At 57.9% G+C, this 21,128-nt stretch carries 21 protein-coding genes; 5 read left to right on the top strand and 16 right to left on the bottom strand.

The window, feature by feature from the left end; all coding sequences use genetic code 11:
- The 4 genes from ACRBB0_RS01890 to ACRBB0_RS01875 all read left to right on the top strand — a co-directional run.
- Positions 1–1,182, top strand: a 1,182-nt coding sequence (locus ACRBB0_RS01890) for a LysM peptidoglycan-binding domain-containing protein (RefSeq protein WP_431372697.1), incomplete at its 5' end; no start/stop codon positions are given.
- Positions 1,183–1,427: 245 nt separating this feature from the next.
- Positions 1,428–3,239: an ABCB family ABC transporter ATP-binding protein/permease gene (locus ACRBB0_RS01885; RefSeq protein WP_431372696.1), complete on the top strand. Its 1,812-nt coding sequence runs from the start codon at positions 1,428–1,430 to the stop codon at positions 3,237–3,239.
- Between the two features lie 146 nt (positions 3,240–3,385).
- A complete protein-coding gene (locus ACRBB0_RS01880) occupies positions 3,386–5,533 on the top strand; it encodes a malate synthase G (RefSeq protein WP_431372695.1) in 2,148 nt (715 codons plus the stop codon).
- Between the two features lie 105 nt (positions 5,534–5,638).
- The gene (locus tag ACRBB0_RS01875; RefSeq protein WP_431372694.1) at positions 5,639–6,061 is read left to right on the top strand and encodes a GlcG/HbpS family heme-binding protein; all 423 of its coding nucleotides are present in this window, start codon (positions 5,639–5,641) and stop codon (positions 6,059–6,061) included.
- 78 nt (positions 6,062–6,139) lie between these two features.
- Here the strand turns inward: ACRBB0_RS01875 and ACRBB0_RS01870 are convergent, their stop codons facing one another.
- The 4 genes from ACRBB0_RS01870 to ACRBB0_RS01855 all read right to left on the bottom strand — a co-directional run bounded on the left by ACRBB0_RS01870 (position 6,140) and on the right by ACRBB0_RS01855 (position 9,780).
- Positions 6,140–7,342, bottom strand: a complete 1,203-nt coding sequence (locus ACRBB0_RS01870; protein WP_431372693.1) for a peptidoglycan DD-metalloendopeptidase family protein — start codon at positions 7,340–7,342, stop codon at positions 6,140–6,142.
- Between the two features lie 62 nt (positions 7,343–7,404).
- The gene (locus tag ACRBB0_RS01865; RefSeq protein WP_431372692.1) at positions 7,405–8,046 is read right to left on the bottom strand and encodes a protein-L-isoaspartate(D-aspartate) O-methyltransferase; all 642 of its coding nucleotides are present in this window, start codon (positions 8,044–8,046) and stop codon (positions 7,405–7,407) included.
- Complete coding sequence (gene surE, locus ACRBB0_RS01860; RefSeq protein WP_431372691.1) at positions 8,043–8,828, bottom strand: 5'/3'-nucleotidase SurE; 786 nt, start codon at positions 8,826–8,828, stop codon at positions 8,043–8,045. Before surE ends, ACRBB0_RS01865 begins: the two co-directional genes overlap by 4 nt.
- Positions 8,829–9,117: 289 nt before the next feature.
- Complete coding sequence (locus ACRBB0_RS01855) at positions 9,118–9,780, bottom strand: SDR family NAD(P)-dependent oxidoreductase (RefSeq protein ID WP_431372690.1); 663 nt, start codon at positions 9,778–9,780, stop codon at positions 9,118–9,120.
- Between the two features lie 207 nt (positions 9,781–9,987).
- Between ACRBB0_RS01855 and ACRBB0_RS01850 the strand changes: the two genes are divergently transcribed.
- Positions 9,988–10,578, top strand: a complete 591-nt coding sequence (locus ACRBB0_RS01850) for a biotin transporter BioY (protein WP_431372689.1) — start codon at positions 9,988–9,990, stop codon at positions 10,576–10,578.
- A 348-nt stretch (positions 10,579–10,926) separates the two neighbouring features.
- On the opposite strand, the gene ACRBB0_RS01845 is transcribed toward ACRBB0_RS01850, so the two are convergent.
- The 12 genes from ACRBB0_RS01845 to alr all read right to left on the bottom strand — a co-directional run bounded on the left by ACRBB0_RS01845 (position 10,927) and on the right by alr (position 21,010).
- Entirely contained in the window at positions 10,927–11,355 is a 429-nt protein-coding gene (locus tag ACRBB0_RS01845) for a DUF1284 domain-containing protein (protein ID WP_431372688.1), read from the bottom strand.
- A gap of 1 nt (position 11,356) precedes the next feature.
- Positions 11,357–11,920: a DUF2199 domain-containing protein gene (locus ACRBB0_RS01840; protein ID WP_431372687.1), complete on the bottom strand. Its 564-nt coding sequence runs from the start codon at positions 11,918–11,920 to the stop codon at positions 11,357–11,359.
- A 4-nt stretch (positions 11,921–11,924) separates the two neighbouring features.
- Positions 11,925–12,554, bottom strand: a complete 630-nt coding sequence (locus ACRBB0_RS01835; RefSeq protein ID WP_431372686.1) for a hypothetical protein — start codon at positions 12,552–12,554, stop codon at positions 11,925–11,927.
- A 33-nt stretch (positions 12,555–12,587) separates the two neighbouring features.
- A complete protein-coding gene (purF, locus tag ACRBB0_RS01830; protein ID WP_431372713.1) occupies positions 12,588–14,063 on the bottom strand; it encodes an amidophosphoribosyltransferase in 1,476 nt (491 codons plus the stop codon).
- 507 nt (positions 14,064–14,570) lie between these two features.
- A complete protein-coding gene (locus ACRBB0_RS01825; protein WP_431372685.1) occupies positions 14,571–15,134 on the bottom strand; it encodes a CvpA family protein in 564 nt (187 codons plus the stop codon).
- 31 nt (positions 15,135–15,165) lie between these two features.
- Complete coding sequence (radA, locus tag ACRBB0_RS01820) at positions 15,166–16,533, bottom strand: DNA repair protein RadA (RefSeq protein WP_431372684.1); 1,368 nt, start codon at positions 16,531–16,533, stop codon at positions 15,166–15,168.
- Between the two features lie 85 nt (positions 16,534–16,618).
- Positions 16,619–17,458: a DNA repair protein gene (locus tag ACRBB0_RS01815; protein ID WP_431372683.1), complete on the bottom strand. Its 840-nt coding sequence runs from the start codon at positions 17,456–17,458 to the stop codon at positions 16,619–16,621.
- Positions 17,459–17,562: 104 nt separating this feature from the next.
- Positions 17,563–18,012: a paraquat-inducible protein A gene (locus ACRBB0_RS01810; protein WP_431372682.1), complete on the bottom strand. Its 450-nt coding sequence runs from the start codon at positions 18,010–18,012 to the stop codon at positions 17,563–17,565.
- Between the two features lie 44 nt (positions 18,013–18,056).
- Positions 18,057–18,440 (bottom strand): hypothetical protein, encoded by a 384-nt coding sequence (locus ACRBB0_RS01805; protein ID WP_431372681.1) that lies wholly within the window; start codon positions 18,438–18,440, stop codon positions 18,057–18,059.
- A 10-nt stretch (positions 18,441–18,450) separates the two neighbouring features.
- Positions 18,451–19,197, bottom strand: coding sequence for an ABC transporter ATP-binding protein (locus tag ACRBB0_RS01800; protein WP_431372680.1), 747 nt, complete (start codon positions 19,195–19,197; stop codon positions 18,451–18,453).
- The gene (locus ACRBB0_RS01795; RefSeq protein ID WP_431372679.1) at positions 19,194–19,976 is read right to left on the bottom strand and encodes an MlaE family ABC transporter permease; all 783 of its coding nucleotides are present in this window, start codon (positions 19,974–19,976) and stop codon (positions 19,194–19,196) included. The genes ACRBB0_RS01800 and ACRBB0_RS01795 overlap by 4 nt, the downstream gene beginning before the upstream one ends.
- Positions 19,973–21,010: an alanine racemase gene (alr, locus tag ACRBB0_RS01790; RefSeq protein WP_431372678.1), complete on the bottom strand. Its 1,038-nt coding sequence runs from the start codon at positions 21,008–21,010 to the stop codon at positions 19,973–19,975. The genes ACRBB0_RS01795 and alr overlap by 4 nt, the downstream gene beginning before the upstream one ends.
- Positions 21,011–21,128: the final 118 nt, after the last annotated feature.

Below are 21,128 nucleotides of genomic sequence, written 5' to 3'. Positions count from 1 at the left end.
CCCGTTGCGGAGCCAGAGCCAGTGGCTGAGGCCGCACCCGTTGCGGAGCCAGTTGCCGAGTCCGATCAGGTTGCTCAACCTGAACCAAAGGCTGCGACCGTGCCAGCGCCTCGGTTTGATATTGTCCGGGCCGAAACCGATGGCAGCACATTGGTGGCGGGGGTTGCAGAGCCGGGCACCAAATTGAATGTCTTGGTTGATGGCGAAACCGCCGAGACGGTGGATGTCGGGCTCGACGGTCGCTTTGTAACCTTTGTTGATCTGCCAAATGCCGGGGAAGCATCGGTTCTCACGTTGCGCAATGACACACCCGCAGGCGACGCCATGTCGGAAGAGCAAGTCATTGTAACGCCCGCCGTTCCAGTCGATCAAACCCCGACACAAGAGCCGGTGGTCGCGCAAGTCACGCCAGACGCAGAGCCAAAGACCGCACCCGACCAGACACCAGACACCGTTGACGTCGTCGCCGATCAGGCTGAAGACGCTCCCAAAGATAGCCCTGCGGCCGCTCCAATTGTGGCCACCAAGGAACCAACAGCCCCGGCCGAGCCGCAGCAAGTTGCTGCCCTTGAAAGCGGAACGCCCGCTGTTTTGGCCCCTCCTGCACAAGATGCGCGGGACGAGCCGGACGAGGCCGCAGCTCCGGCCAAGCTTTTACCGCCAACGGTTTTGATGTCCTCAGCTCGTGGTGTCGAAGTGTTGCAAACTGCCCCTGTGTCACCGGGCGAAGTGGCCTTGGATTCAATCAGTTACGATGAAGCTGGCGAAGTTTTGTTGGCAGGGCGTGGTTCCGAAGCATCGTCGGTTCGGGTCTATCTCGACAATACGCCTGTCACGACTTCTCGTATTCAGGCCGATGGGCGTTGGCGGGTGGAGTTGCCAGAAGTGGACACCGGCACCTATACGCTGCGCGTGGACCAGATCGATGCCACCGGTGCGGTAACGGCCCGATTGGAAAGCCCGTTCCTGCGCGAAAGTGCGGAACTCCTGGCCAATGCGTTGGGGACGGGATCAGGCGCGGTTCGCTCCATCACGGTACAACCCGGCCACACGCTTTGGGAAATCTCGACCAATCGGTACGGTGAAGGCAAGGACTATGTGCGCGTTTTTGAAGCGAACCGCGATCGGATCGGCGATCCTGATCTGATCTATCCCGGCCAAGTGTTCGATCTACCAGAATAACCCCCCCGCCGCACCGCACGTAACTCTGTCCGCCAATGGGCAGGTTTACGCGCGCTTTGAACACCGATTTTGATCGGCGGTTTTGATCAGCGGTTTTTGATCTCAGGCTTTGATCTGAGGCCCGGCACGCCGATACGCCAAAATCCGGCTATTGTGCGTTTTTGCACAGACCGCAAGGCGTTTAGCAATCTGGTCACTTGGGATTGAATGGCTTACCTATCGCATGACCCAAGCAGGAGCCCGCAATGCCGCCAGCCAGTGATACAGACGAAACGTCTGCCGAAGAACGTCAATCCGGCCTCCGGGTTATCCGGCGTGTCTGGCCGTATTTATGGCCCGATGGGCAAATGTGGGTCAAACGGCGCGTGGTCATCGCCATGGCGTTTTTGCTGCTCTCAAAGCTGATCGCCGCCACAACGCCTCTGTTTTATAAAGCCGCTGTTGATCGTTTATCCGGTGATGTGTCGGATCTAGTCATTGGTGCTGTGGGGTTGACGCTGGCTTATGGGATCGCACGACTGATGACGGTCGGGTTTCAGCAACTGCGCGATGCGGTTTTCGCCAAGGTCGGGCAGCGTGCGCTCAGAGCGCTTGCACTGGAAACCTTTACCCATATCCACAACCTGTCGATGCGCTATCACATTGGTCGGAAAACCGGCGGCCTGAGCCGAATTATCGAACGCGGTGTCAAAGGTGTCGAATTCCTGTTGCGGTTTTTGTTGTTTTCAATCGGGCCGTTGGCGCTGGAACTGATGCTCGTCGGCGGTGTTTTGTTCTACATGTTCGACGTTTGGTATCTGGCTGTCGTGTCCGTTGTGATTGCCGCCTATGTGGCGTTCACCTTCAAGGTGACAGAATGGCGGGTGAAACTGCGTCGCAAGATGAATGCGCAGGACACCGATGCCAACCAAAAGGCCATCGACAGTTTGCTCAACTTTGAAACCGTCAAATACTTTGGTGCAGAGAGCCGCGAAGCCTTTCGCTATGACGAAGCGATGAAAGGCTATGAAGAGGCGGCAATCAAGACGTCGACCTCCTTGGCCATGTTGAATTTTGGCCAATCGGTGATCATCACCACTGGCTTGATTGCGGTGATGGTGATGGCGGCGATTGGCGTGCAAAACGGTGCGCTGACCGTGGGCGATTTTGTCATGGTCAACGCCTATATGATCCAAATCACCATGCCGTTGAACTTTCTTGGCACGGTTTACCGCGAAATTCGTCAGGCTCTGGTGGATATGGGCGAGATGTTCAATCTTCTGGAACAACCGCGCGAAGTCGCTGACAAACCCGATGCGCCAGAGCTTTTTGTGCAGGGCGGCGTGGTTGAGCTGAGGGATGTTCATTTTGGATATGACGCAGCGCGGCCGATCCTCAAAGGCGTTAGCCTTCAGGTCGGAGCCGGTGAAAGCGTGGCCTTGGTGGGGGCGTCTGGGTCGGGAAAATCCACCATCGGACGGCTGTTGTTTCGGTTTTACGATGTCGGAGGCGGTTCTGTGAAAATTGACGGTCAGGATGTGCGGGACATCACCCAAGACAGCCTGCACAGTGCCATCGGTGTGGTGCCTCAGGACACCGTGTTGTTCAACGATACGATCCGCTACAACATTGCCTATGGCCGCGACGGAGCTACCGAAGAACAAATCATCGACGCTGCAAAAGCCGCACAAATTCATGACTTTATCGCCGATCTACCGGACGGTTATGACACGCCGGTTGGCGAACGTGGTCTCAAACTGTCGGGGGGGGAAAAGCAACGGGTTGGCATCGCGCGGACCTTGCTAAAGAACCCGCCGATTCTGTTGCTGGATGAGGCGACTTCGGCGCTCGACACCGAAACCGAAGCCTCTATTCAGGGGGCGCTGAAACGGGCCGGGGAAGGGCGCACGGTGATCACCATCGCGCACCGGCTCTCGACCGTGTCGGATGCTGATCGAATTGTGGTCTTGCATGCTGGGGAAGTCGTCGAAGAAGGCACCCATGATGAATTGTTAAGCAAATCCGGGCGCTATGCGCTGCTTTGGGCCATGCAGGTCTCAGAAGACGAAGCTGCCTGATTATCAATCTCAGTTTTAAGAACCTATAAGAAAGGGCCCCCTTGTGGGGCCTTTTTACTTTGGTAATACTTTCTGACCACCTTTGTTGCCTATCGGAAATTTTTTCTCTATCCATGGCAACATCCAACGCATAAAGGGAGTCGCCCGTGTCTGATCGCGTCGAACGTTTTGGCCTGCAAGTGGCCGCTGAGCTTGCTGATTTTGTTGAAACCCAAGCGTTGCCGGGGACAGATGTCGCGCCTGATGCTTTTTGGCAGGGCTTGTCGGACCTTGCGCATGACTTTGGGCCGCGCAACGCTGCGCTATTGGAAAAGCGTGAAACCATTCAAGCGCAAATTGATGCATGGCACATCGCCAATCGCGATGCGCCACATGATCATAAATCCTACAAAGCGTTCCTGACCGAGATCGGATATCTGCTGCCTGAAGGCGCTGATTTTGAGATTGATACGGCCAACACTGACCCCGAAATTGCCACGGTGCCCGGCCCACAGTTGGTGGTTCCGATCACCAATGCGCGCTATGCCCTGAACGCGGCGAACGCCCGATGGGGAAGCCTGTATGACGGGTTGTACGGCACCGATGCCATGGGAACCCTGCCTCCAAAAGGCGGCTATGACAAAGGTCACGGCGCGCGTGTTATCGCACGGGCGCGGGGCTTTCTGGACGAAGCGTTTCCGATCGAAGGCCTAAGTCACGCCGATGCCCGCCGCTATCACGTGCAGGGTGGGGCGCTTTTGGTTGACGAACGCCCCTTGGCGGATGCGTCCAAGTTTATCGGGTTCCGCGGCCATCCTAAGGCGCCAGATGCGGTTCTCCTGTGCAACAATGGGTTGCATGTCGAACTGGTATTTGACCGCACGCATGTCATTGGGGCGCACGATCAGGCCGGGTTGGCCGATGTGCGGCTGGAAAGTGCAGTTTCTGCAATCATGGATTGCGAAGATTCCGTGGCCTGTGTGGATGCTGAAGACAAGGTTCAAGCCTACAAGAATTGGTTGGGCTTGATGCGCGGTGATCTCACCGAAAGCTTCCAAAAAGGCGGGGCATTGGTCGAACGCAAGCTGAACGCTGACCCGGTTTATACCGGCGCGGATGGCGGTGAAATCAGCCTCAAGGGGCGCGCTTTGTTGCTGGTGCGCAACGTGGGCCATCTGATGACCAATCCGGCGATTTTGCTGCGCGATGGGAGCGAGATTTTCGAAGGTTTGATGGATGCGATGATCACCGTGATGATCGCCAAACATGACCTGGGCAAGACAGACGGGATGCGAAATTCGCACCATGGGTCTGTTTACGTTGTCAAACCCAAGATGCATGGACCTGAGGAGGTTTCCTTTGCAGACGAAACCTTTACCCGTGTTGAATCCGTTCTCGGTTTGCCTGCGAACACCGTCAAGCTCGGGATCATGGACGAAGAACGCCGCACGACGGTGAACCTCAAGGAATGTATCCGAGCGGCAAAATCACGCGTGGCGTTTATCAATACTGGTTTCCTGGATCGCACTGGCGATGAAATCCATACTTCGATGGAAGCTGGGCCGTTTTCGCGCAAGGATTTCATCAAACGCAAGGCTTGGATCGGCGGCTATGAAAACCGCAACGTCGATATTGGCTTGGAATGTGGCCTGTCTGGTCGGGCGCAAATTGGCAAAGGCATGTGGGCCATGCCCGACAAAATGGCCGCAATGCTAGAGACAAAGATCGAGCACCCCAAGGCAGGGGCAAACTGTGCTTGGGTGCCGTCGCCAACGGCTGCAACCTTGCATGCGCTACATTACCATAAGGTGAGCGTTTTTGCGGTTCAGGAGCAACTTCGCAAGGGGGGCCGCCGCGCCCATGTGGATACTGTTCTTGAGATTCCTTTGGCGACTTATCGCAATTGGTCCGAGGAACAAATTCGCCGTGAAGTTGAAAACAACGCACAGGGGATTTTGGGCTATGTTGTGCGCTGGGTGGATGCCGGTGTGGGCTGTTCCAAAGTGCCAGACATCAATGATGTCGGTTTGATGGAAGACCGGGCGACCTGCCGGATTTCCTCGCAGCATATCGCCAATTGGCTCCACCACGGGGTGATCTCACAAGAGGCGGTGATGGCGATCATGAAGCAGATGGCCGAGGTTGTGGACCGTCAGAATGCGGGTGACGCCAGCTATGTTGCCATGGCTCCTGCGTTTGATGGGATAGCGTTTAAGGCCGCCTGTGATCTGGTGTTTGAGGGCCGGGTTCAGCCCTCTGGTTACACCGAGCCTGTGTTGCACCGACGCCGGTTGGAGTTGAAAGCCAGCACCTAAAAAGCGGCACAGTCCGAGATCGAGGGCGACCACCGCGCGTGGCTGTGGTCGTCCTCAAATGTCAAAAGAACCAATATCTTCCATTCAAAACAAGGGGCTCCTTAAATGATTAGCTTGGAACAGGCTCGCGGGATTATTCGTGGCGCAATGGATGCCGGGGACGCGGCAGGAATGAAGCCGCTTTCTGTGATTGTGGTGGATGCTGGCGGGCATGTGTTGGCCTTTGAACGCTCTGATGGAGCCGCGCCGGGCCGGTATGAGATCGCGATGGGCAAAGCCTATGGATGTGTCATGCTTGGCATGGCCGGAACGGCTCAAATGGCGCGGGCAGAAGCTCAGGCCTATTTTATCGCAGCGGCAAATGGTGCCTATGGCGGACGGCTCATCCCGGTGCCCGGCGGCATTTTGGTGCGTGGCAGTGATGGAAGCGTGATCGGTGCCGTTGGGGTGACCGGGGACACATCGGAGAACGATGCCCTTGCCGGAACCACCGGGATCGAAGCCGTCGGACTAACTGCCGAAGCCTAAACAGGACTCACGCGCTGCGTTTCAAAAGAAAACGCCCTCCGGGATAGGAGGGCGTTTTTTGGTTTGCTTGGCAATAGGTTAAGGCAGATAGGCCATTGGGTCCGTGCTTTCAAAGCCCTTGCGGACTTCGAAATGCAAGAACGACGGATCGCCCGAGCGGACCTTGCCAATAGATTGTCCACGGCTGACGGCGTCGCCCTTTTTCACAGTGATATTGTCGAGATGGGTGTACACGGTGATCAGATCGCCGGGGTGACGCACCAGCAGGAATTTCACCCCTTCGGCAGTGGTGCTGATCGAGGCAACCTTGCCCGACGCGGCGGCTTTGACTGGGCTACCGGCGCTGGCCGAAATATCAATACCTTCGTTCCGCCCCTTGGCATAATCGCGGATAATGCTGCCTTGGACTGGCATCACCATGTCCGAACCTGAGGGTTTGGCCTCACCTACATCTGCGACTGGTTTTGCAGGTTTCGGATCAGGCTTGGTGACGGCGGTTGCGGCACCTGCCGCCGCTGTGGCGGGCGGCGGTGTCACATCTGGAAGCGGCTTGGACGCTGAAGGTGGGGTTGGCGTCGGCGTGCCTGTGCCGGGTTCGGGAATTTCGCGTGTCCTTGGGGCGGCCTCGGGCGCTTTTTGAACCACAGGGATCAACAGGAATTGGCCTTCGCGCACTGCGAAGCTTTTGTCGAGCCCGTTCCATTCGGCCAGCGAGCGCGGCGATACATCATAGAGCCGGGCAATCGTAAAGGCGGTTTCGCCACGAGCGACCTGGTGGCGAACGGGTTCAACACCGCTGATGCCATCTTTGACCACCGGCGTGGTCGAGGCCGCGCGCTCAATTGCGCTTCCGGCGAGGGTGGCAACATCAACAGTTGCAGCGGGTTTGATCGGGCCCGCGATGTCAGCGCCTGTCGCAGCCGAAGGTTCGGTCACACGGCGGGGCAGGGCAACCAATTCCCCCTTGCGCAGCGGGTCGTTGATTTTCATGCCATTATACTTGGCCAATTCGTCTGCTGGCAGGCCGATACGTTCCGCCAGACTGGCAAGCGTGTCACCGCGTTTGGCCAGAGCAACCTGATAATTCGGATAGGAAATAATGCCGCGATTGTCGGGTTTGGGCCGATTTTCAGTGGCTTTCAGGGCGGCTGCCGACGTGTCAACCGATCCGCCGATTTTGCCGCGCAAATCCAGATCAATGGGTTGGGAACAGGCGCTGAGCGCTATACCAAGGACGACGCCCAAGACGGGGGCCGATACATTTCGGGTTCTGGCTGTCATCTCGATTTCCTCATACGCGCCCCTTGTTGCCGGAGCGTCCTTTCACCGCCTTAAGCGATGGATCAGTCTTTGCCCAAACCTTCGACCAGCGGCACAAAACGCACTGGGCGCAACTCGTCGTAGTCAAAGCCGTCTTCGTGCCGCGTGACACGGATCAGGTGCTGGACGGTGTCCGACTGGCCCACCGGTACAACCATGATACCGCCAATCTTGAGCTGCGCCAAGAGCGGTCCGGGCGGGTCTTCGGCGGCGGCGGTCACTATGATGCGATCAAACGGGGCCTGATCGGGCAACCCAAAGCTGCCATCGGCCGTAAAGGCGGTGATATTGCTCAGCTCCATTTTGTCAAAAGCCTTGGAGGCGGCTTTGACAAGGCGGCGATGGCGGTCGACTGTATAGACCCGGCGCGCCAACAGCGCGAGCACAGCCGCCTGATAGCCCGAACCGGTGCCCACTTCGAGCACCTTGTCACGCGGTCCAACATTCAGCGCCTGGGTCATCAGGGCGACAACAGAGGGCTGAGAGATGGTCTGACCGCAGGCAATCGGCAGCGGCATGTCTTCATATGCGCGATCGGTGAAATAGCCTTGGATAAAATCGCCACGATCGACGCGTTCCATCACTGACAGGACTTTGTTGTCGGTCACCCCTTTGGATCGCAACGCAAAGAGGAACTGCATCTTGGCTTCGGCGTCGAAACTCATGCGAAGGCGTCTTTCAAAGCAGAGAGGGCATCGTGGGCGGTCAGATCTGCACGCATCGGAGTGACCGAGATATAGCCTGCCAAATTGCGCTCTGCATCGCTACCTGCATCGGATGGCGCGCGTTGATCGCCGCCCCGCACCCAAAGAAAACGTCGCCCGGACGGGGCGTTATGGGGTTCGACCGAGAAATTCGTATCAGCGCGCAGCCCCTGTGGGGCGATGGCAGTTCCTTTGACCTCAGAGGCCGGAATGGGCGGGAAATTAACGTTGTAGAAAAGCCGATAGCCGGTTTGATTTTGGGGATCAGCCGCAAGAATCTTGCGGACAACATCGGCACCGTGGATCGCCGCCGCCTCAAACGGGTTGTCCAATGTGCTGTTGTCGGGGCCATAATACTGCGACAAGGCAATGGCGGGCAGCCCCTGGAGGGCGGCTTCGAGGGCTGCGCCGATGGTGCCCGAATAGAGCGTGTTTTCCGCCGAGTTATTGCCTCGGTTCACCCCGGATAACACCAGGTCGGGCGGCGTGTCTTTGAGCACGTCGTGCACACCTGCCAGCACGCAATCGGCCGGGCTGCCTTCGGCGGCGTAGCGGCGTTCGCCCATTTGGGCAATCATCGTCGGGTGGGTGTAGGAAATGCAGTGACCCACGCCCGATTGCTCGAAAGCGGGGGCCACGGTCCAGACTTCTCCCTCCGGGCCTGCGATGTCTTGGGCGATAGCGTCAAGAATTTTGAGACCCGGCGCGTTGATGCCGTCGTCATTGGTGATGAGAATGCGCATGGGACTGCCTGTTTGGTGTTTGCTTCTCCATAGGCAATGATTCGCTGTGGGGCAAGCCTGCAAGGCCCAAGCGGCTCCTTCAAGTTGTCACCCGGATCGGGAAGCGTCTTTTTCAGACCGCAAGCTGTGATTTGCCCGCGCGGCTGTGTCACGACTTTGGCGCATCATTATCATTATCATCATTGAGGCGAGAGCGGATTTGTCAGCTATGGTGGCACATGAGGGCACAAGCGGAGACGCATGTCGCCCACACAGAGTGCAAAAACCTAAGGGATGGGTCTGCCTCTGCTCAGGCCTGCGCAGATCGCATGTGTGTGAGCAAGCGCTGCGCTTCGTCATGGGGAGAGGCCAGCGGTGCGCGATCTTCGCCGGGATGGAACCGGGCGCGCAGGGCTGTGGCCATAGGGGCAGGTTGCTGGATCACCACCCGAGGGCCGGTCTTCGCCGTTTCGGCCGCCCATGTTCGCGCCAGCGCCATTTGGGCGGTTTTGGTGGTGCCGTAATGACCGTAATACTGCTCCCCGCCATGCGGATCGTCAAAGAACATCGCGTGACCTTGGGTGCCCAACAAGGGCGCAACAAAGGGGATCATATGGGCCATGGCATCGACATTGATCGACAGGGATTTGGTCCAATCCTTTTGATCCATATGTGACGCAGGTGTCAGCGGTGCGGCGTGAATGGCAGTGTGGGCCCAAAGCGCAATTTGCCCCCAACGATCAAAGATCGAGCGGCACAGATGCGCCATCGCATCGCGATTGGTGATATCCATAGGAGCCAACGTCGCATCACCGCCTTTGGCCTTGATCCGGTCATCAAGATCTTCAAGACCACCAACGGTGCGGGCCACCGCGACAATATGATATTCAGGCGCAAGCGCTTCGGCGAGTGCGAAACCAAGCCCGCGTGAGGCACCGGTGATAAGGGCGATTTGTGTCTTTGGCTCTGTCATGCGCCGGGTTTGTCGCGCTTTGGCGCAAAGGTCAAGATGGCGCAATCACCACAGGCTAGGGCTTTGCAAAGCAGTCGCGTCGCAAAATTTGCAAGTTTTGCAGCCAATGGGCACGCTAACATGCCTCTGAGGGCCAGTGCTTGCCTTGACACCTGCCACGCCCGCCCGCATGACAGAGGGGTCTTTAATTCAAAGAAGGGGGCGCGCATGTCTAGCCTTTCTCACTCCGTTCTGGGCCAACAGTCTGTCATCAAACAGGCCGGGCTCGTTTTCGGTGCATCACTTTTCATCGCTATGGCGGCACAAATCAGCGTTCCAATGTTCCCGGTCCCAATGACCTTGCAAACATTGGCAATCTTGCTGGTTGGCTTCACGCTTGGCGCACGTTTGGGGGCCTTGGCTCTGATCACTTACCTTGCCGAAGGCGCGATGGGCCTTCCGGTTTTCGCAAATGCAGGTAACGGCGCGGCCTTCTTTGGTCCGACCGCTGGTTTCCTCGTTGGCTTTGTTGGCGTTGCGTTTCTGGCGGGCCTTGCGGCTGACCGTGGCATCGCCAAAGGCGTTGTTTCTACGGCGCTGGTTGCCTTGGCTGTCTCGGCTCTGCTCTATGTTCCCGGCATCGCATGGCCGATGGCCGTTGCCAAAGTGACGGGCCTCGAAGGCACATGGATCGGCAAAGAGTTCGGTGCTTACTACTGGGCCTATTTCATTCAGCCGTTCCTGATCGGTGACGCTGTCAAAGCTGTTTTGGCTGCTGTGATCATGGCCGGTGGCTGGAGCTTTCTTGCCAAGCGTTAATCGCTAAGCAGAGATCAATAATAGCGCCGTCCCATGGCTTTGGGGCGGCGTTTTTTGTGCGTCTCGCAATCGCCAGAGGTGGGCGGAAAGGGGGCGCGCCCTCTTGGCCCGATGCGCAAATTCGCCCAAAGATACCTATCGAAAGAAGAAACCTTTGGCACGTGTAGCCGAGAGAGACGTGCCAAGGGTTTGGACTTATTAATTATTCGGTCTCAGCAAAGAAAACTCTGTAAGGTCGGTGGTTTGCTTTCCCAAGCCACGATTTTGTCATGGCGAGGCGCGCGCGCCGCTGAGGTTGTGCCGTTGCCTTTGCCCTTTGGGGCGGCGCACAGTGAATGGGTGCTGGCCCTAGCCTTCGTCTTGGTCATGCAGGCGTTGCAGAGCGTCTTCGCAGAGGCCGTATTCGAGCCATTGGCAGCCCGCGCAAATCGTTGAAAGCGAGCCGGGCGGGACGTTATCTTTGATCCGGGTGAGGGCCTCATCCCAAGTAAGAACCTCGTGCGGTTTGAGATTTAGGGCCGCGGCGTGGGCGCGATCAAGCTGGGCGATGGATTGTTGATTTGTGCAAAGCCGACCCTGACGTTTGGGGCAGGGGCCACAGATGTCGTCGGCAAAACCAGTCAGCTTGATCTTGGTGTCTCGGCCTCCGGGTGCGCGCAGGCGGCCCATGACAATGGCGCGCATATTGGCTGTGAAGGCGTCCGAGTACCCTTCGCCCTGAAACCCGAGGGAACACAGGAAATGGTGGGGGCGAAAGCGGATCGGATCGTCTGACATATCAATCTTGGGTCAAATGCGGACGCAAGTCATTGCCTGCGGCGGCATAGATATCGAGCAACTCGTCAAACGAGATGCCATTTGCTTGTGCCTCGGCCAAATCCCCGTCGATTGCAGAGAGGGCGGGGCGCTCCGCCGGGGATGTTCCGGCCAAGGTTACAGCGGTCTGTGCGCTATCCTCAAAGCCGGGTAAAGCATTGGCCAAGAGGCCCTCGCCACCCGAAAAGGGTTTGGGATCAGCCCCATAAGTGGCGCTATAGGCCTGCACGGTGTCTTCTGAGACTTCGGCCCAGGGGCCAAAACTCATGTGATCGTCAGCACCGCGAACCGGTAGCGGCAAGACGCAGCGCAAAAAGTAGCGGCCATCAAAACGGCACATGTCGCTGTTAAGGGCATCGTCCCCCACTTGCACCACATCCTGATCCTTGCGCGGACCATGCGGCCAGTCATCCGGGTGGTCATAGCCAAGGTCGTAAATCCCGCTGAAGGATTGACCGCAGCAGGGGCATTGACGGGTGTCATCGTTGAAACGCCGCCAGCGGCTATCAAGAGCAAGAAGGGACATCAGATTACCCGCCTGTCAGTTTCAAATCGCCTAACCGGTCGGCGATGTCGAGAACCTCGCGGCTCGATAGCGGAATTGATGTCCTGTTCGACAATTTAAAGGCCTTTGAGCGCGTATGATGGTAATGCTTGATCAGTGTCTTGTCGGTCTTCACATAGGAAAAAACTGCGATTTCGCCTTTGGATGGCTGGTGCCGATATGCCTCGCAAAGGATAACAGCGACCTGATTGGTTCTTTTCTTTACCAGTTTCTGAACACCGATTTTGGTGCATGCTTTCTTGTAGGTTCGGATCTGCCCATCAAGATAGGCTTCGACTGTGCCGGACAAAGGCGTTTCAGCCGTGATCGCATAAAGCTGCGACCAGTTACTAAAACTCTCGCCTTTAGGGATGAATTCCAACAGGAAGAAGTTCGTACCATTCGCTGATTTGCCGTTTTGGCGTGCCGTCTCGAAATCTTTAGCCTGCTTTGCATCGAGGTCTCGCGAGTTGACCCATGGCGGTGGTCTGAACTGCGCAGTTTGACCAAACAAATCAACGACCATTTTGGGTTCGGCCATGGCGGCCTGCGTGGTCGCCATGGTCAAAAACAATGCTATCGTCAGGCTTTGGAAAGCAGCAAATCGTGAAAACATACGCGCCTCGTACAAATGGTGTGACCCAAGGGGTTACTCGGCGGCCTTCATCACAAAGCCCTTCTTGATCATATCCGCCGGTTCGACCGGATATTCGCCCGAGAAGCAGGCGTCGCAATACTGCGGGCAATCGGCTTTGCGGCCTTTGGCTTCGCCGACCGCGCGGTAGAGACCATCAAGCGAAATGAACTTGAGGCTGTCGACACCAAGATGCGTGCGCATCTCTTCTTCGGTCATTGTCGCCGCCAGTAGTTTTTCGCGTTGGGGGGTATCAACACCGTAGAAACAGGGCCAAGCCGTCGGGGGCGACGCAATGCGGAAATGCACCTCGGCAGCACCGGCATCAAGGATCATCTCCTTGATTTTGCGCGATGTTGTCCCGCGCACAACCGAGTCATCCACCAGGATCACCCGCTTGCCTTTGATCAGCGCGCGGTTGACGTTCAGCTTCAAACGCACCCCCATGTTGCGGATGTGTTCGGTCGGTTCGATAAAGGTCCGGCCCATGTATTGGTTGCGGATAATACCCATGCCGTACGGAATACCGCTTTCGTGGGCAAAACCAATCGCCGCAGGCGTACCGCTATCGGGCACTGGACAGACCAGATCGGCTTCTACCGGATTTTCGCGCGCCAATTCGACACCAATCTGACGGCGGGTTTCATAGACCGATTGACCGCCTATGATGCTGTCAGGACGCGAGAAATAGACGTGCTCAAAGATGCAGAATTTCGAGGGTTGCGGGCGGAAAGGATGATGGCTTTGAACGCCCTCATCGGCGGTGATCACCACCATTTCGCCCGGCTCAATTTCGCGCACATAGTCGGCACCAATGATGTCGAGCGCACAGGTTTCTGAGGCCAGACACCAGCCATCGCCAACTTTGCCAAGTACCAAGGGGCGCACCCCCAAGGGGTCACGCACACCGATCAGTTTGGTGCGCGTCATGGCGACGATGGAAAAAGCACCTTCGACACGGCGCAGCGCGTCTTCCATCCGCTCAGGGATGTTGCGCTGTAGGCTGCGGGCCATCAGGTGGATGATACATTCACTGTCCGATGAGGACTGAAAAATGGAGCCACGCTCAACCAATTCGCGACGCAGGGCATCGGCATTGGTGATATTGCCGTTATGGGCAATCGCCGCGCCCCCCATGGAGAATTCGCCAAAGAAAGGCTGCACATCCCGGATGGCGGCCCCCTTGGAACCGGCGGTGGAATAGCGCACATGACCGATGCCAATCGGGCCAGGCAATGTTTCCATAAGCCGTTGAGAAGTAAAGTTGTCCCGGACGTATCCAAAGCGTCGCGCCGAGTTGAAACCATGCTCTGGGTCGTGTGTCACGATCCCGCCAGCTTCTTGGCCTCGGTGTTGGAGGGCATGTAAACCGAGCGCCACAAAGTTGGCAGCGTCAGTCACGCCAACAGCACCGAAGATGCCGCATTCTTCTTTGAGTTTGTCTCCGTCGCTGTTTACAGCGTCGAAATCGAACGGGTGGGCGGGGGGCATTATACCGTCGGGCAAGGGCAGCTCCGAATCCTGTCGCGAGTGTTCGGCCCCGTCATAGGCGACCCTGAGGCTGGTGTCACGAAAGGATCACAATTCTTTCGGATAGGGTGCGGTTTTTCTGCACTGCAATATGGTGAATGCCTGTATTTAAGGGTTTTGCGGGTCTGTCTTAGGATTTTGAAGGACATCACCCCCCCCTGAGGACACGGCCCTTCGCCCCCACAAGAACAGGGGCTGTCGACAAAAATGGCCTGATGTGGGTCACAAAAAACCGGGGCCGGGTCAGGCCTTGCGCGGTTTGAAGGGCAAAAAGCTTGCCATCGCGTGGCCCCAATGGAGCGCACGACGATAGGGCAACGGGGGCAATACGGAAATTGGCAAGCAGAGGGGGGGGGCGTATCGGGCATGACAGCGTCGCGCATGAAAAAGCCTGCCGAGGTTTCCCTTGGCAGGCTTTGGACTGTTTTAGGGCCATGTTTTTGAGCTGTGTCGTTGGCCTGTTGGGGCTTACAGGGTTGGGGCGTCGCAGGTGCCGACGAGGCTTTCGTACTGGGCGGTGATCCAGCTGACGGCCTGTTCTGGGTCTTGCTCTTCGACCTTGTCGGTGAACTGGCTGAACACCGCAGCCGAGCGGCTGTCGTCGATCATGGGAATGTCTTGGGAGGTGATGGCGACTTCGTAGACAAAGAAGGCCACGGCCACCAAGACGATGCCACGGGCGACGCCAAAGAAGAAGCCAAGCGCCTGATCAAGGCCGCCGAGCACCGAGCGTTGCACCAGCGAGGCAAAGAACGGGTTGAACAGCGACAGGACCACAAGGGCGACTGTCATGATCGCAGCAAAGGCGGCGATGAGCGAGAGGATGCAATTGTCGCCGAGGAAGTTGCCGACAACGGGCACTTCTTTGACCAGCGGTTGCACCTGATCGACGAACATAAAGGCCAGCACCCCGGCGACGATCCAGCCGCCAATGGCGAGGCATTCGCGCACCAGCCCGCGTGAATATGCCAAAAGCGCTGAGAGGACGATGACCGCCACAACCACGCCGTCTACGATTGTAAAACCTTCCATGAGCCTGCTCGCCCCTTATCCTGTTCGCGCCTTATCCGGCGCCAAAAACCTCGCCCACGAATGTGGTTAAGTCGCCCATCCGGGTCAGCGCCATGTCCTTCGTCGCGGTGGCTTTGCCCCCGGTTGGAATGATTGCTTTGCTGAAACCAAGTTTTTGCGCTTCTTTCAACCGATTTTCGGTCTGTGACACCGGACGCAACGCCCCAGAGAGGCTTATTTCCCCAAAAACCACAGTTTCAGCCGGAAGAGAGGTGTCTTCGCGGGCGGAAAGCAGCGCAGCGGCGACGGCCAAATCAGCGGCAGGTTCGTTCACACGCATTCCACCGGCGACATTCAGGTACACATCAAGCCCGGCAAAAGGAATGCCACAGCGCGATTCGAGCACCGCGAGGATCATCGCCAAACGCGAGCCATCCCAACCAACGACCGAGCGGCGCGGTTGACTGTGGGGAGAGGGTGAGACGAGGGCCTGGAATTCCACCATGACCGGGCGGGTGCCTTCGATGCCGGAAAACACCACCGAACCGGGGGCCGGTTGGCCGCGTTCCGATAGGAACAGGGCGGACGGATTCGTGACTTCGGAGAGGCCACCGCCGGTCATTTCAAACACACCGATTTCGTCGGCAGGCCCAAAGCGGTTTTTGACGCTGCGCAGGATGCGGAATTGGTGGCCGCGTTCGCCTTCGAAATACAGAACCGTGTCGACCATATGTTCGACAACGCGCGGGCCAGCGATTTGGCCGTCTTTGGTGACATGGCCCACCATGATCACCGCCGAGCCGCGGCTTTTGGCAAAGGTGGTGAGCTCATGCGCGGCGGCGCGAACCTGCGAGACCGAGCCGGGGGCGCTGTCGACATTGTCGGCCCACATGGTTTGGATCGAATCGACGATGGCGAGATCGGGTTCTTCTTCGTCGAGGGTGGTGAGAATGTCGCGCAGGCTGGTTTCGGTGGCCAGTTTGACCGGCGCATCGGTGAGGTTGAGACGCTGGGCGCGCAGACGGACCTGGGCCGAGGCTTCTTCGCCGGAAATATAGATGACTTTGAGACCTGCTTTGGCAAAGGCCGCCGCCGCCTGAAGCAGCAGAGTCGATTTTCCGATGCCGGGATCACCGCCGACCAAAACAGCACTGGCAGGCACCAAACCGCCGCCCAAAACCCGGTCGAGTTCGTCAAGTTTGGAGGCGGTGCGCGGCGGCGGGGCCTCTTTGGTGGAGAGATCGGTCAGGGGGATGGCCCGGCCACGCATGGCCCCAAGCGACTTTTTCGACGGGCCTTGGCTTAGCGGTTTTTCTTCGACGATGGTGTTCCATTCACCGCAGGCCTCGCAGCGCCCAGACCATTTGGAACTGGAGGCACCGCAGGATTGGCACACAAAGGTTGTCGCAGATTTGGCCATGTCACGTCCTGTTTTGACACACCCCGATGGGTCAGGGCAGGGCGGTTATGCCTGATTGCGGCGGGCGCGCCAATGGGGGCTGGGGTTATTCCGCAGCGCGGGGCAGAACGGTGATGTTGTCGGTGGCCAGGGCCATGTCCACATCATCCTGTTGAAGCGCGGTTTCGGCCGAGTGAGACGTCAGCGCCGGTGCCGCAGCGGGGATGAAATCGCCATCAAGGGCGCGCTGCAGCTCTGGCATCAGGTCGGACAGCTCATCTTTGAGGCGGTCCAATTGGGCGCGGGCGATGGCTTCGTCCATCTCGACCTGTTCGCTCCAATTGCGGATTTCGATCGCGGCAGATTTGGCGCTGTCGAGGCGTTCATTGAACAGGGCGATCTCTTGTTGTCGGGCAATCAGGAAATCACGGGCGCGTGCAACTTTGGCGTCGGAATAGGTGATGGCCAATTCGCGACTGACGTGGCTCATCTGGGAGGCGAGTTCGAGAACCGAGGGTTCCAGATCGGCCAAATCCGGGTGATCGCGCAAAAAGGCGATGCGTTCGCGGATTGAATCGAACTCTCCCTTGAGTTCAAAAACGCCTTGGCGATCCGATTGGTGAGACAGGGCATAGGCCGAGGCGACGTCCTTCATGCCCATGTGAAAACTGCGATGGGAGGCTTCGAGCGTCATGATCCGGGCATTGGTCGGCAAGAAGAAACACAGCGCCAAAGCCAGCACGGACAGGCCGATTTGGATATATTTTCCAGCCTCCAGATAGATTTGATCGCCAAAGCCAAGGGGCAGTTCGAGCCAAGGTGCCAGATCAAAGGCACAGGCAATAGAATACCCTGCCAGCCCAAGTGCCAGAGCAATAATCAGTCCAAAAGCAAGGCGTTGCATGACATCACGAAACAGCCCTGCAACAGGGTGCGTGGTCGACATAGGATCAAAATCCCCCAAAATACTCACAATAGAGCGGCAGCTCATCGGCGAGTTTATGCCGATCCTGATAAAAAGGGGGAAATATTTGAGGGGAATTATTCTATTTAAGATACCTGTTTGATCGGCGCCACAGGTTTGCGGGCCTCAAAGGCACCCAAAAGGATTGATCCGAGGATGCAGGCGGTGAACAAATAGAGGCCCCAAGCGGTTTCGATTGTGCCAACCCCCATACCCTTGGACAGCGTGATGTAGAGCGCCACAAGGAAGATATCCGCCATGGCGAATTTTCCCAAAAGATTTAGGATTGGCAGGGTCTTGCGGTCTAGAAGGCTGAATTGGACCAGAGCCAAGCCGATGGCTTTGAGCATCGGTGCAAAGAGCGCAAACAGGGTGACGATCAGGGCCAGAAACACGTCGGTGCCCCAGAGAGACTGCAGGCCAGAAATCACACTGATTTCGGAAAGCCCAAAGAATGGTAGCAAGCCAGCGCGCAGCAGCGGCGCGAACCACGAGATCGGGTACAAGACCAACAGGAGAAGATTTAACCAACGCATGTCAGGCACTTAAGCGCAGGAGTGCCCGGTTTCCAGACCCTGTTTTAGTTTGTCCACCACCACAGGCCAAGAAGGATGGCCAGCAAGGCGATGTGAAGCACATCAAGCCAGCGCCAGCGCGCCCGCGGTGTCATGGTGCAGATCAGGAAAAGCGCAGAGGGCACCAAGAGAGCCGCCATGCCCCCGCCTTCGGCCATGAATTGCGCGGCAGAGACATAAAGATCGCCTTGGGCGATGCCTGCGGCGGGGGCAAAGATGGTGGCGATGCCGCCAAGTGACATCAGGAGCGCAAAGAGCGCGGGCCAACGCGCAATGCCAGGCCCAACGAGGACGCGAATGAGCGCAAGGACAGCAAGCAGTTCTAAAAACACGAACTTTTTGTAGAAGATGAAGGCGAGCAGCACCGGGCTTGGTTCGAAAAACGTCATTTTGTCACCCTTACCTGATGGCTTCGATCGGGCCTTCGGCGCGGCCCGAGATGAATTGCTCAACAAACGGATCACCGCTTTGGTCGAGGTCGGTGACCGGACCGGTCCATTGAATAACCCCGTCATGAAGCATGGCGACATGGTCGGCGATGGCGCGCACGCTGGTCATGTCATGGGTGATGGTCATGGCGGTGGCGCCCATTTCAACGACAATCTCGCGGATCAAATCGTTGATCACGCCGGACATGATGGGATCGAGGCCGGTTGTTGGTTCGTCGAAAAAGATGATTTCGGGTTCGGCGGCGATGGCGCGGGCAAGGCCGACACGCTTTTGCATGCCGCCCGAGAGTTCGGCGGGGAAGCGGTCAGCCACATCCGGTTTCAGGCCGACGCGGCGCAGCTTTTCGATGGCGATGTCGCGGGCTTCGTCCTTGGGGCGTTTGAGCGAGCCGCGCAGCAGGCGAAAGGCGACGTTTTGCCAGACCGTGAGGCTGTCAAAGAGCGCGCCGCCCTGAAAAAGCATGCCAAAGCGCGCCAGAAATGCGTCGCGGTCGCCGGTGGTGACGTCTTGGCCATCCAGCGTGATCACACCGGCATCTGGGCGCACGAGACCAAGGACAGATTTGAGCAAAACCGATTTGCCGGTGCCTGATCCGCCGATGACGACCATCGATGATCCTTGTTCAATCGTAAGATTAACCCCGCGCAATACGTGGTTCGCCCCAAAGGATTTTTCGACGTGGATGAGATCAATCATAGTGAGAAAAACGCTCCGGTCAGCAGGAAGTTGGCCGCAAGGATTAGGATGGCGGCGGCTTCGACGGAGCCTTTGGTGGCGCGGCCCACGCCTTGGGCTCCGCGACCGGAATGCATGCCGTAATAGCAGCCCATCAACGCCGCGATGCCGCCAAAGACGCAGCCTTTGACCAGCGACGAGATGATGTCGAGTGCCTCAAGAAAGTCGACGGTGTTTTTCAGATAGGTGGCGGGGTTAAAGCCGAGCGAGCCAGTGGCGACGATCCAGCCGCCAAAAATGCCGATGGTGTCACCGACGCCAACCAACACGGGCACGACGATGAGCGCCGCAAGAACGCGCGGGGCCACGAGGTATTTCATCGGGTTCGTCGACAGGGTGACAAGCGCGTCGATCTGTTCGGTGACCTTCATCGTAGCGATTTCAGCGGCGATCGAAGAGGTGACGCGCGCCGCGATCATCAGGCCGACAAGCACCGGCCCCAATTCGCGCACCATGCCGATGCCAACGATCTGAGGCACCACGGCTTCGGCGTTGAAGCGCGCGCCGCCGGAATAGATTTGTAAGGCCAAAGCCGCGCCAGTGAAAATTGCGGTGAGACCAACAACAGGCAAGGACAGCCAGCCGATATTGAGCAAGGCCAGCGCAAATTCGCGTCCGTAAAACGGCGGGCGGATGATGTGGAACAGCGCCTGAAACGCAAAGATCGACACCCGGCCAATGGCGGCCAAGCTTTGCAAAAAGGCGCGGCCCAAGGCTCCGATTGGATGCAACAAAATCATGCGGGCAGATAGCGGCGTTTGTAGCGCCCGCCCAAATTCGTGAGGATCTCATAACCGATGGTTCCGGCCCAATCTGCAACAGAATCAACACCTTGGCGTGAATTTAGCAGGTCGAGCGCGAGAGGTTCTTCGTCGAGATCGGTGACGTCAACGGCGATCATATCCATGGAGACGCGTCCCAAAACCTTGCAGCGCACATCACCAGCCCAGAGCCAGGCATCCTTGCCAATGGCGCGAATGATCCCATCGGCATAGCCTGCGGCAATGGTTGCGACGCGGGTGGGTTTGTCGGCGGTCCAGGTGTTGGAATAGCCAACGGTTTCGCCGGGCATCACGTCGCGGGTTTGAATGACCGGAACCGAAAGGGTCGCGACCGACCGGGCATCGGTATAGGGCAAGCCGCCATAGAGGCCAATGCCGGGGCGGGTGAGGTCAAAATGGTATTCTTCGCCCAGCAAAATGCCACCCGTCGCCGCAAGAGAACGCGGTGCGTCAATCTCATCGGTCATGTCGACAAAGTTTTGCAGCTGATGGCGGTTCATCGGATGGGCCGGGGTGTCGGCGCAGGCCAGGTGGCTCATCACCAAGGCCGGGCGTTGGGCCAACGCGATGTCGCGCAAGGCGCGCCATTCGGCGTCTTCCATGCCCAACCTGTTCATGCCGGTGTCGAGTTGGAGGCCGAAACTATGGCCCGGCAGAGCCTCGACATGGCGCAGCATTTGGTCGATGGAATTGAGCAGGGGCGTCAATTTCGCATTGCGGATCAGATCGGTGTCGCCCTCCATATGCCCGGAGAACACAAAAATCTCGGGCCCTGAGCCGAGAATGTCGCGCAGGGCGGAGCCTTCTTCACAGGCGGCGACAAAGAATTGCCGCGCCCCGGCCTGAGCCAGAACGGGCGCCACCTGTGCCAAGCCAAGCCCATAGGCATCCGCTTTGACCACCGCGCCGGTGTCGAGTTGCGACAGGGAAGAGAGCGCGCGCCAATTGGCACAAAGCGCCCCGAGATCGATTGTAAGTTCTGCAACAGCCATGCCCCTGTCTTTGGCAGGTCGGGCGGGATGGTCAAGTGAAAATGACGCAAAGTTGCGCTTCCCCAGCGGGTTCTGGCGCAGGTTTTGGTTGCATGTGGGCGGATGGAAAACAAAGATT

This window comes from Pelagimonas sp. (assembly GCF_050633425.1).
In the GTDB taxonomy this organism is placed as follows: domain Bacteria; phylum Pseudomonadota; class Alphaproteobacteria; order Rhodobacterales; family Rhodobacteraceae; genus Pelagimonas.
Note: the sequence above shows the minus strand (reverse complement) of the source record. Positions and strands in the feature narration are given on the sequence as shown.

Coding starts and splice junctions, on each gene's coding strand:
- ACRBB0_RS01885 (WP_431372696.1), top strand. CDS start 1,428: ATGCCGCCAGCCAGTGATACAGACGAAACGTCTGCCGAAGAACGTCAA.
- ACRBB0_RS01875 (WP_431372694.1), top strand. CDS start 5,639: ATGATTAGCTTGGAACAGGCTCGCGGGATTATTCGTGGCGCAATGGAT.
- ACRBB0_RS01870 (WP_431372693.1), bottom strand. CDS start 7,342: ATGACAGCCAGAACCCGAAATGTATCGGCCCCCGTCTTGGGCGTCGTC.
- ACRBB0_RS01865 (WP_431372692.1), bottom strand. CDS start 8,046: ATGAGTTTCGACGCCGAAGCCAAGATGCAGTTCCTCTTTGCGTTGCGA.
- surE (WP_431372691.1), bottom strand. CDS start 8,828: ATGCGCATTCTCATCACCAATGACGACGGCATCAACGCGCCGGGTCTC.
- ACRBB0_RS01855 (WP_431372690.1), bottom strand. CDS start 9,780: ATGACAGAGCCAAAGACACAAATCGCCCTTATCACCGGTGCCTCACGC.
- ACRBB0_RS01850 (WP_431372689.1), top strand. CDS start 9,988: ATGTCTAGCCTTTCTCACTCCGTTCTGGGCCAACAGTCTGTCATCAAA.
- ACRBB0_RS01845 (WP_431372688.1), bottom strand. CDS start 11,355: ATGTCAGACGATCCGATCCGCTTTCGCCCCCACCATTTCCTGTGTTCC.
- ACRBB0_RS01840 (WP_431372687.1), bottom strand. CDS start 11,920: ATGTCCCTTCTTGCTCTTGATAGCCGCTGGCGGCGTTTCAACGATGAC.
- ACRBB0_RS01835 (WP_431372686.1), bottom strand. CDS start 12,554: ATGTTTTCACGATTTGCTGCTTTCCAAAGCCTGACGATAGCATTGTTT.
- purF (WP_431372713.1), bottom strand. CDS start 14,063: ATGCCCCCCGCCCACCCGTTCGATTTCGACGCTGTAAACAGCGACGGA.
- ACRBB0_RS01825 (WP_431372685.1), bottom strand. CDS start 15,134: ATGGAAGGTTTTACAATCGTAGACGGCGTGGTTGTGGCGGTCATCGTC.
- radA (WP_431372684.1), bottom strand. CDS start 16,533: ATGGCCAAATCTGCGACAACCTTTGTGTGCCAATCCTGCGGTGCCTCC.
- ACRBB0_RS01815 (WP_431372683.1), bottom strand. CDS start 17,458: ATGTCGACCACGCACCCTGTTGCAGGGCTGTTTCGTGATGTCATGCAA.
- ACRBB0_RS01810 (WP_431372682.1), bottom strand. CDS start 18,012: ATGCGTTGGTTAAATCTTCTCCTGTTGGTCTTGTACCCGATCTCGTGG.
- ACRBB0_RS01805 (WP_431372681.1), bottom strand. CDS start 18,440: ATGACGTTTTTCGAACCAAGCCCGGTGCTGCTCGCCTTCATCTTCTAC.
- ACRBB0_RS01800 (WP_431372680.1), bottom strand. CDS start 19,197: ATGATTGATCTCATCCACGTCGAAAAATCCTTTGGGGCGAACCACGTA.
- ACRBB0_RS01795 (WP_431372679.1), bottom strand. CDS start 19,976: ATGATTTTGTTGCATCCAATCGGAGCCTTGGGCCGCGCCTTTTTGCAA.
- alr (WP_431372678.1), bottom strand. CDS start 21,010: ATGGCTGTTGCAGAACTTACAATCGATCTCGGGGCGCTTTGTGCCAAT.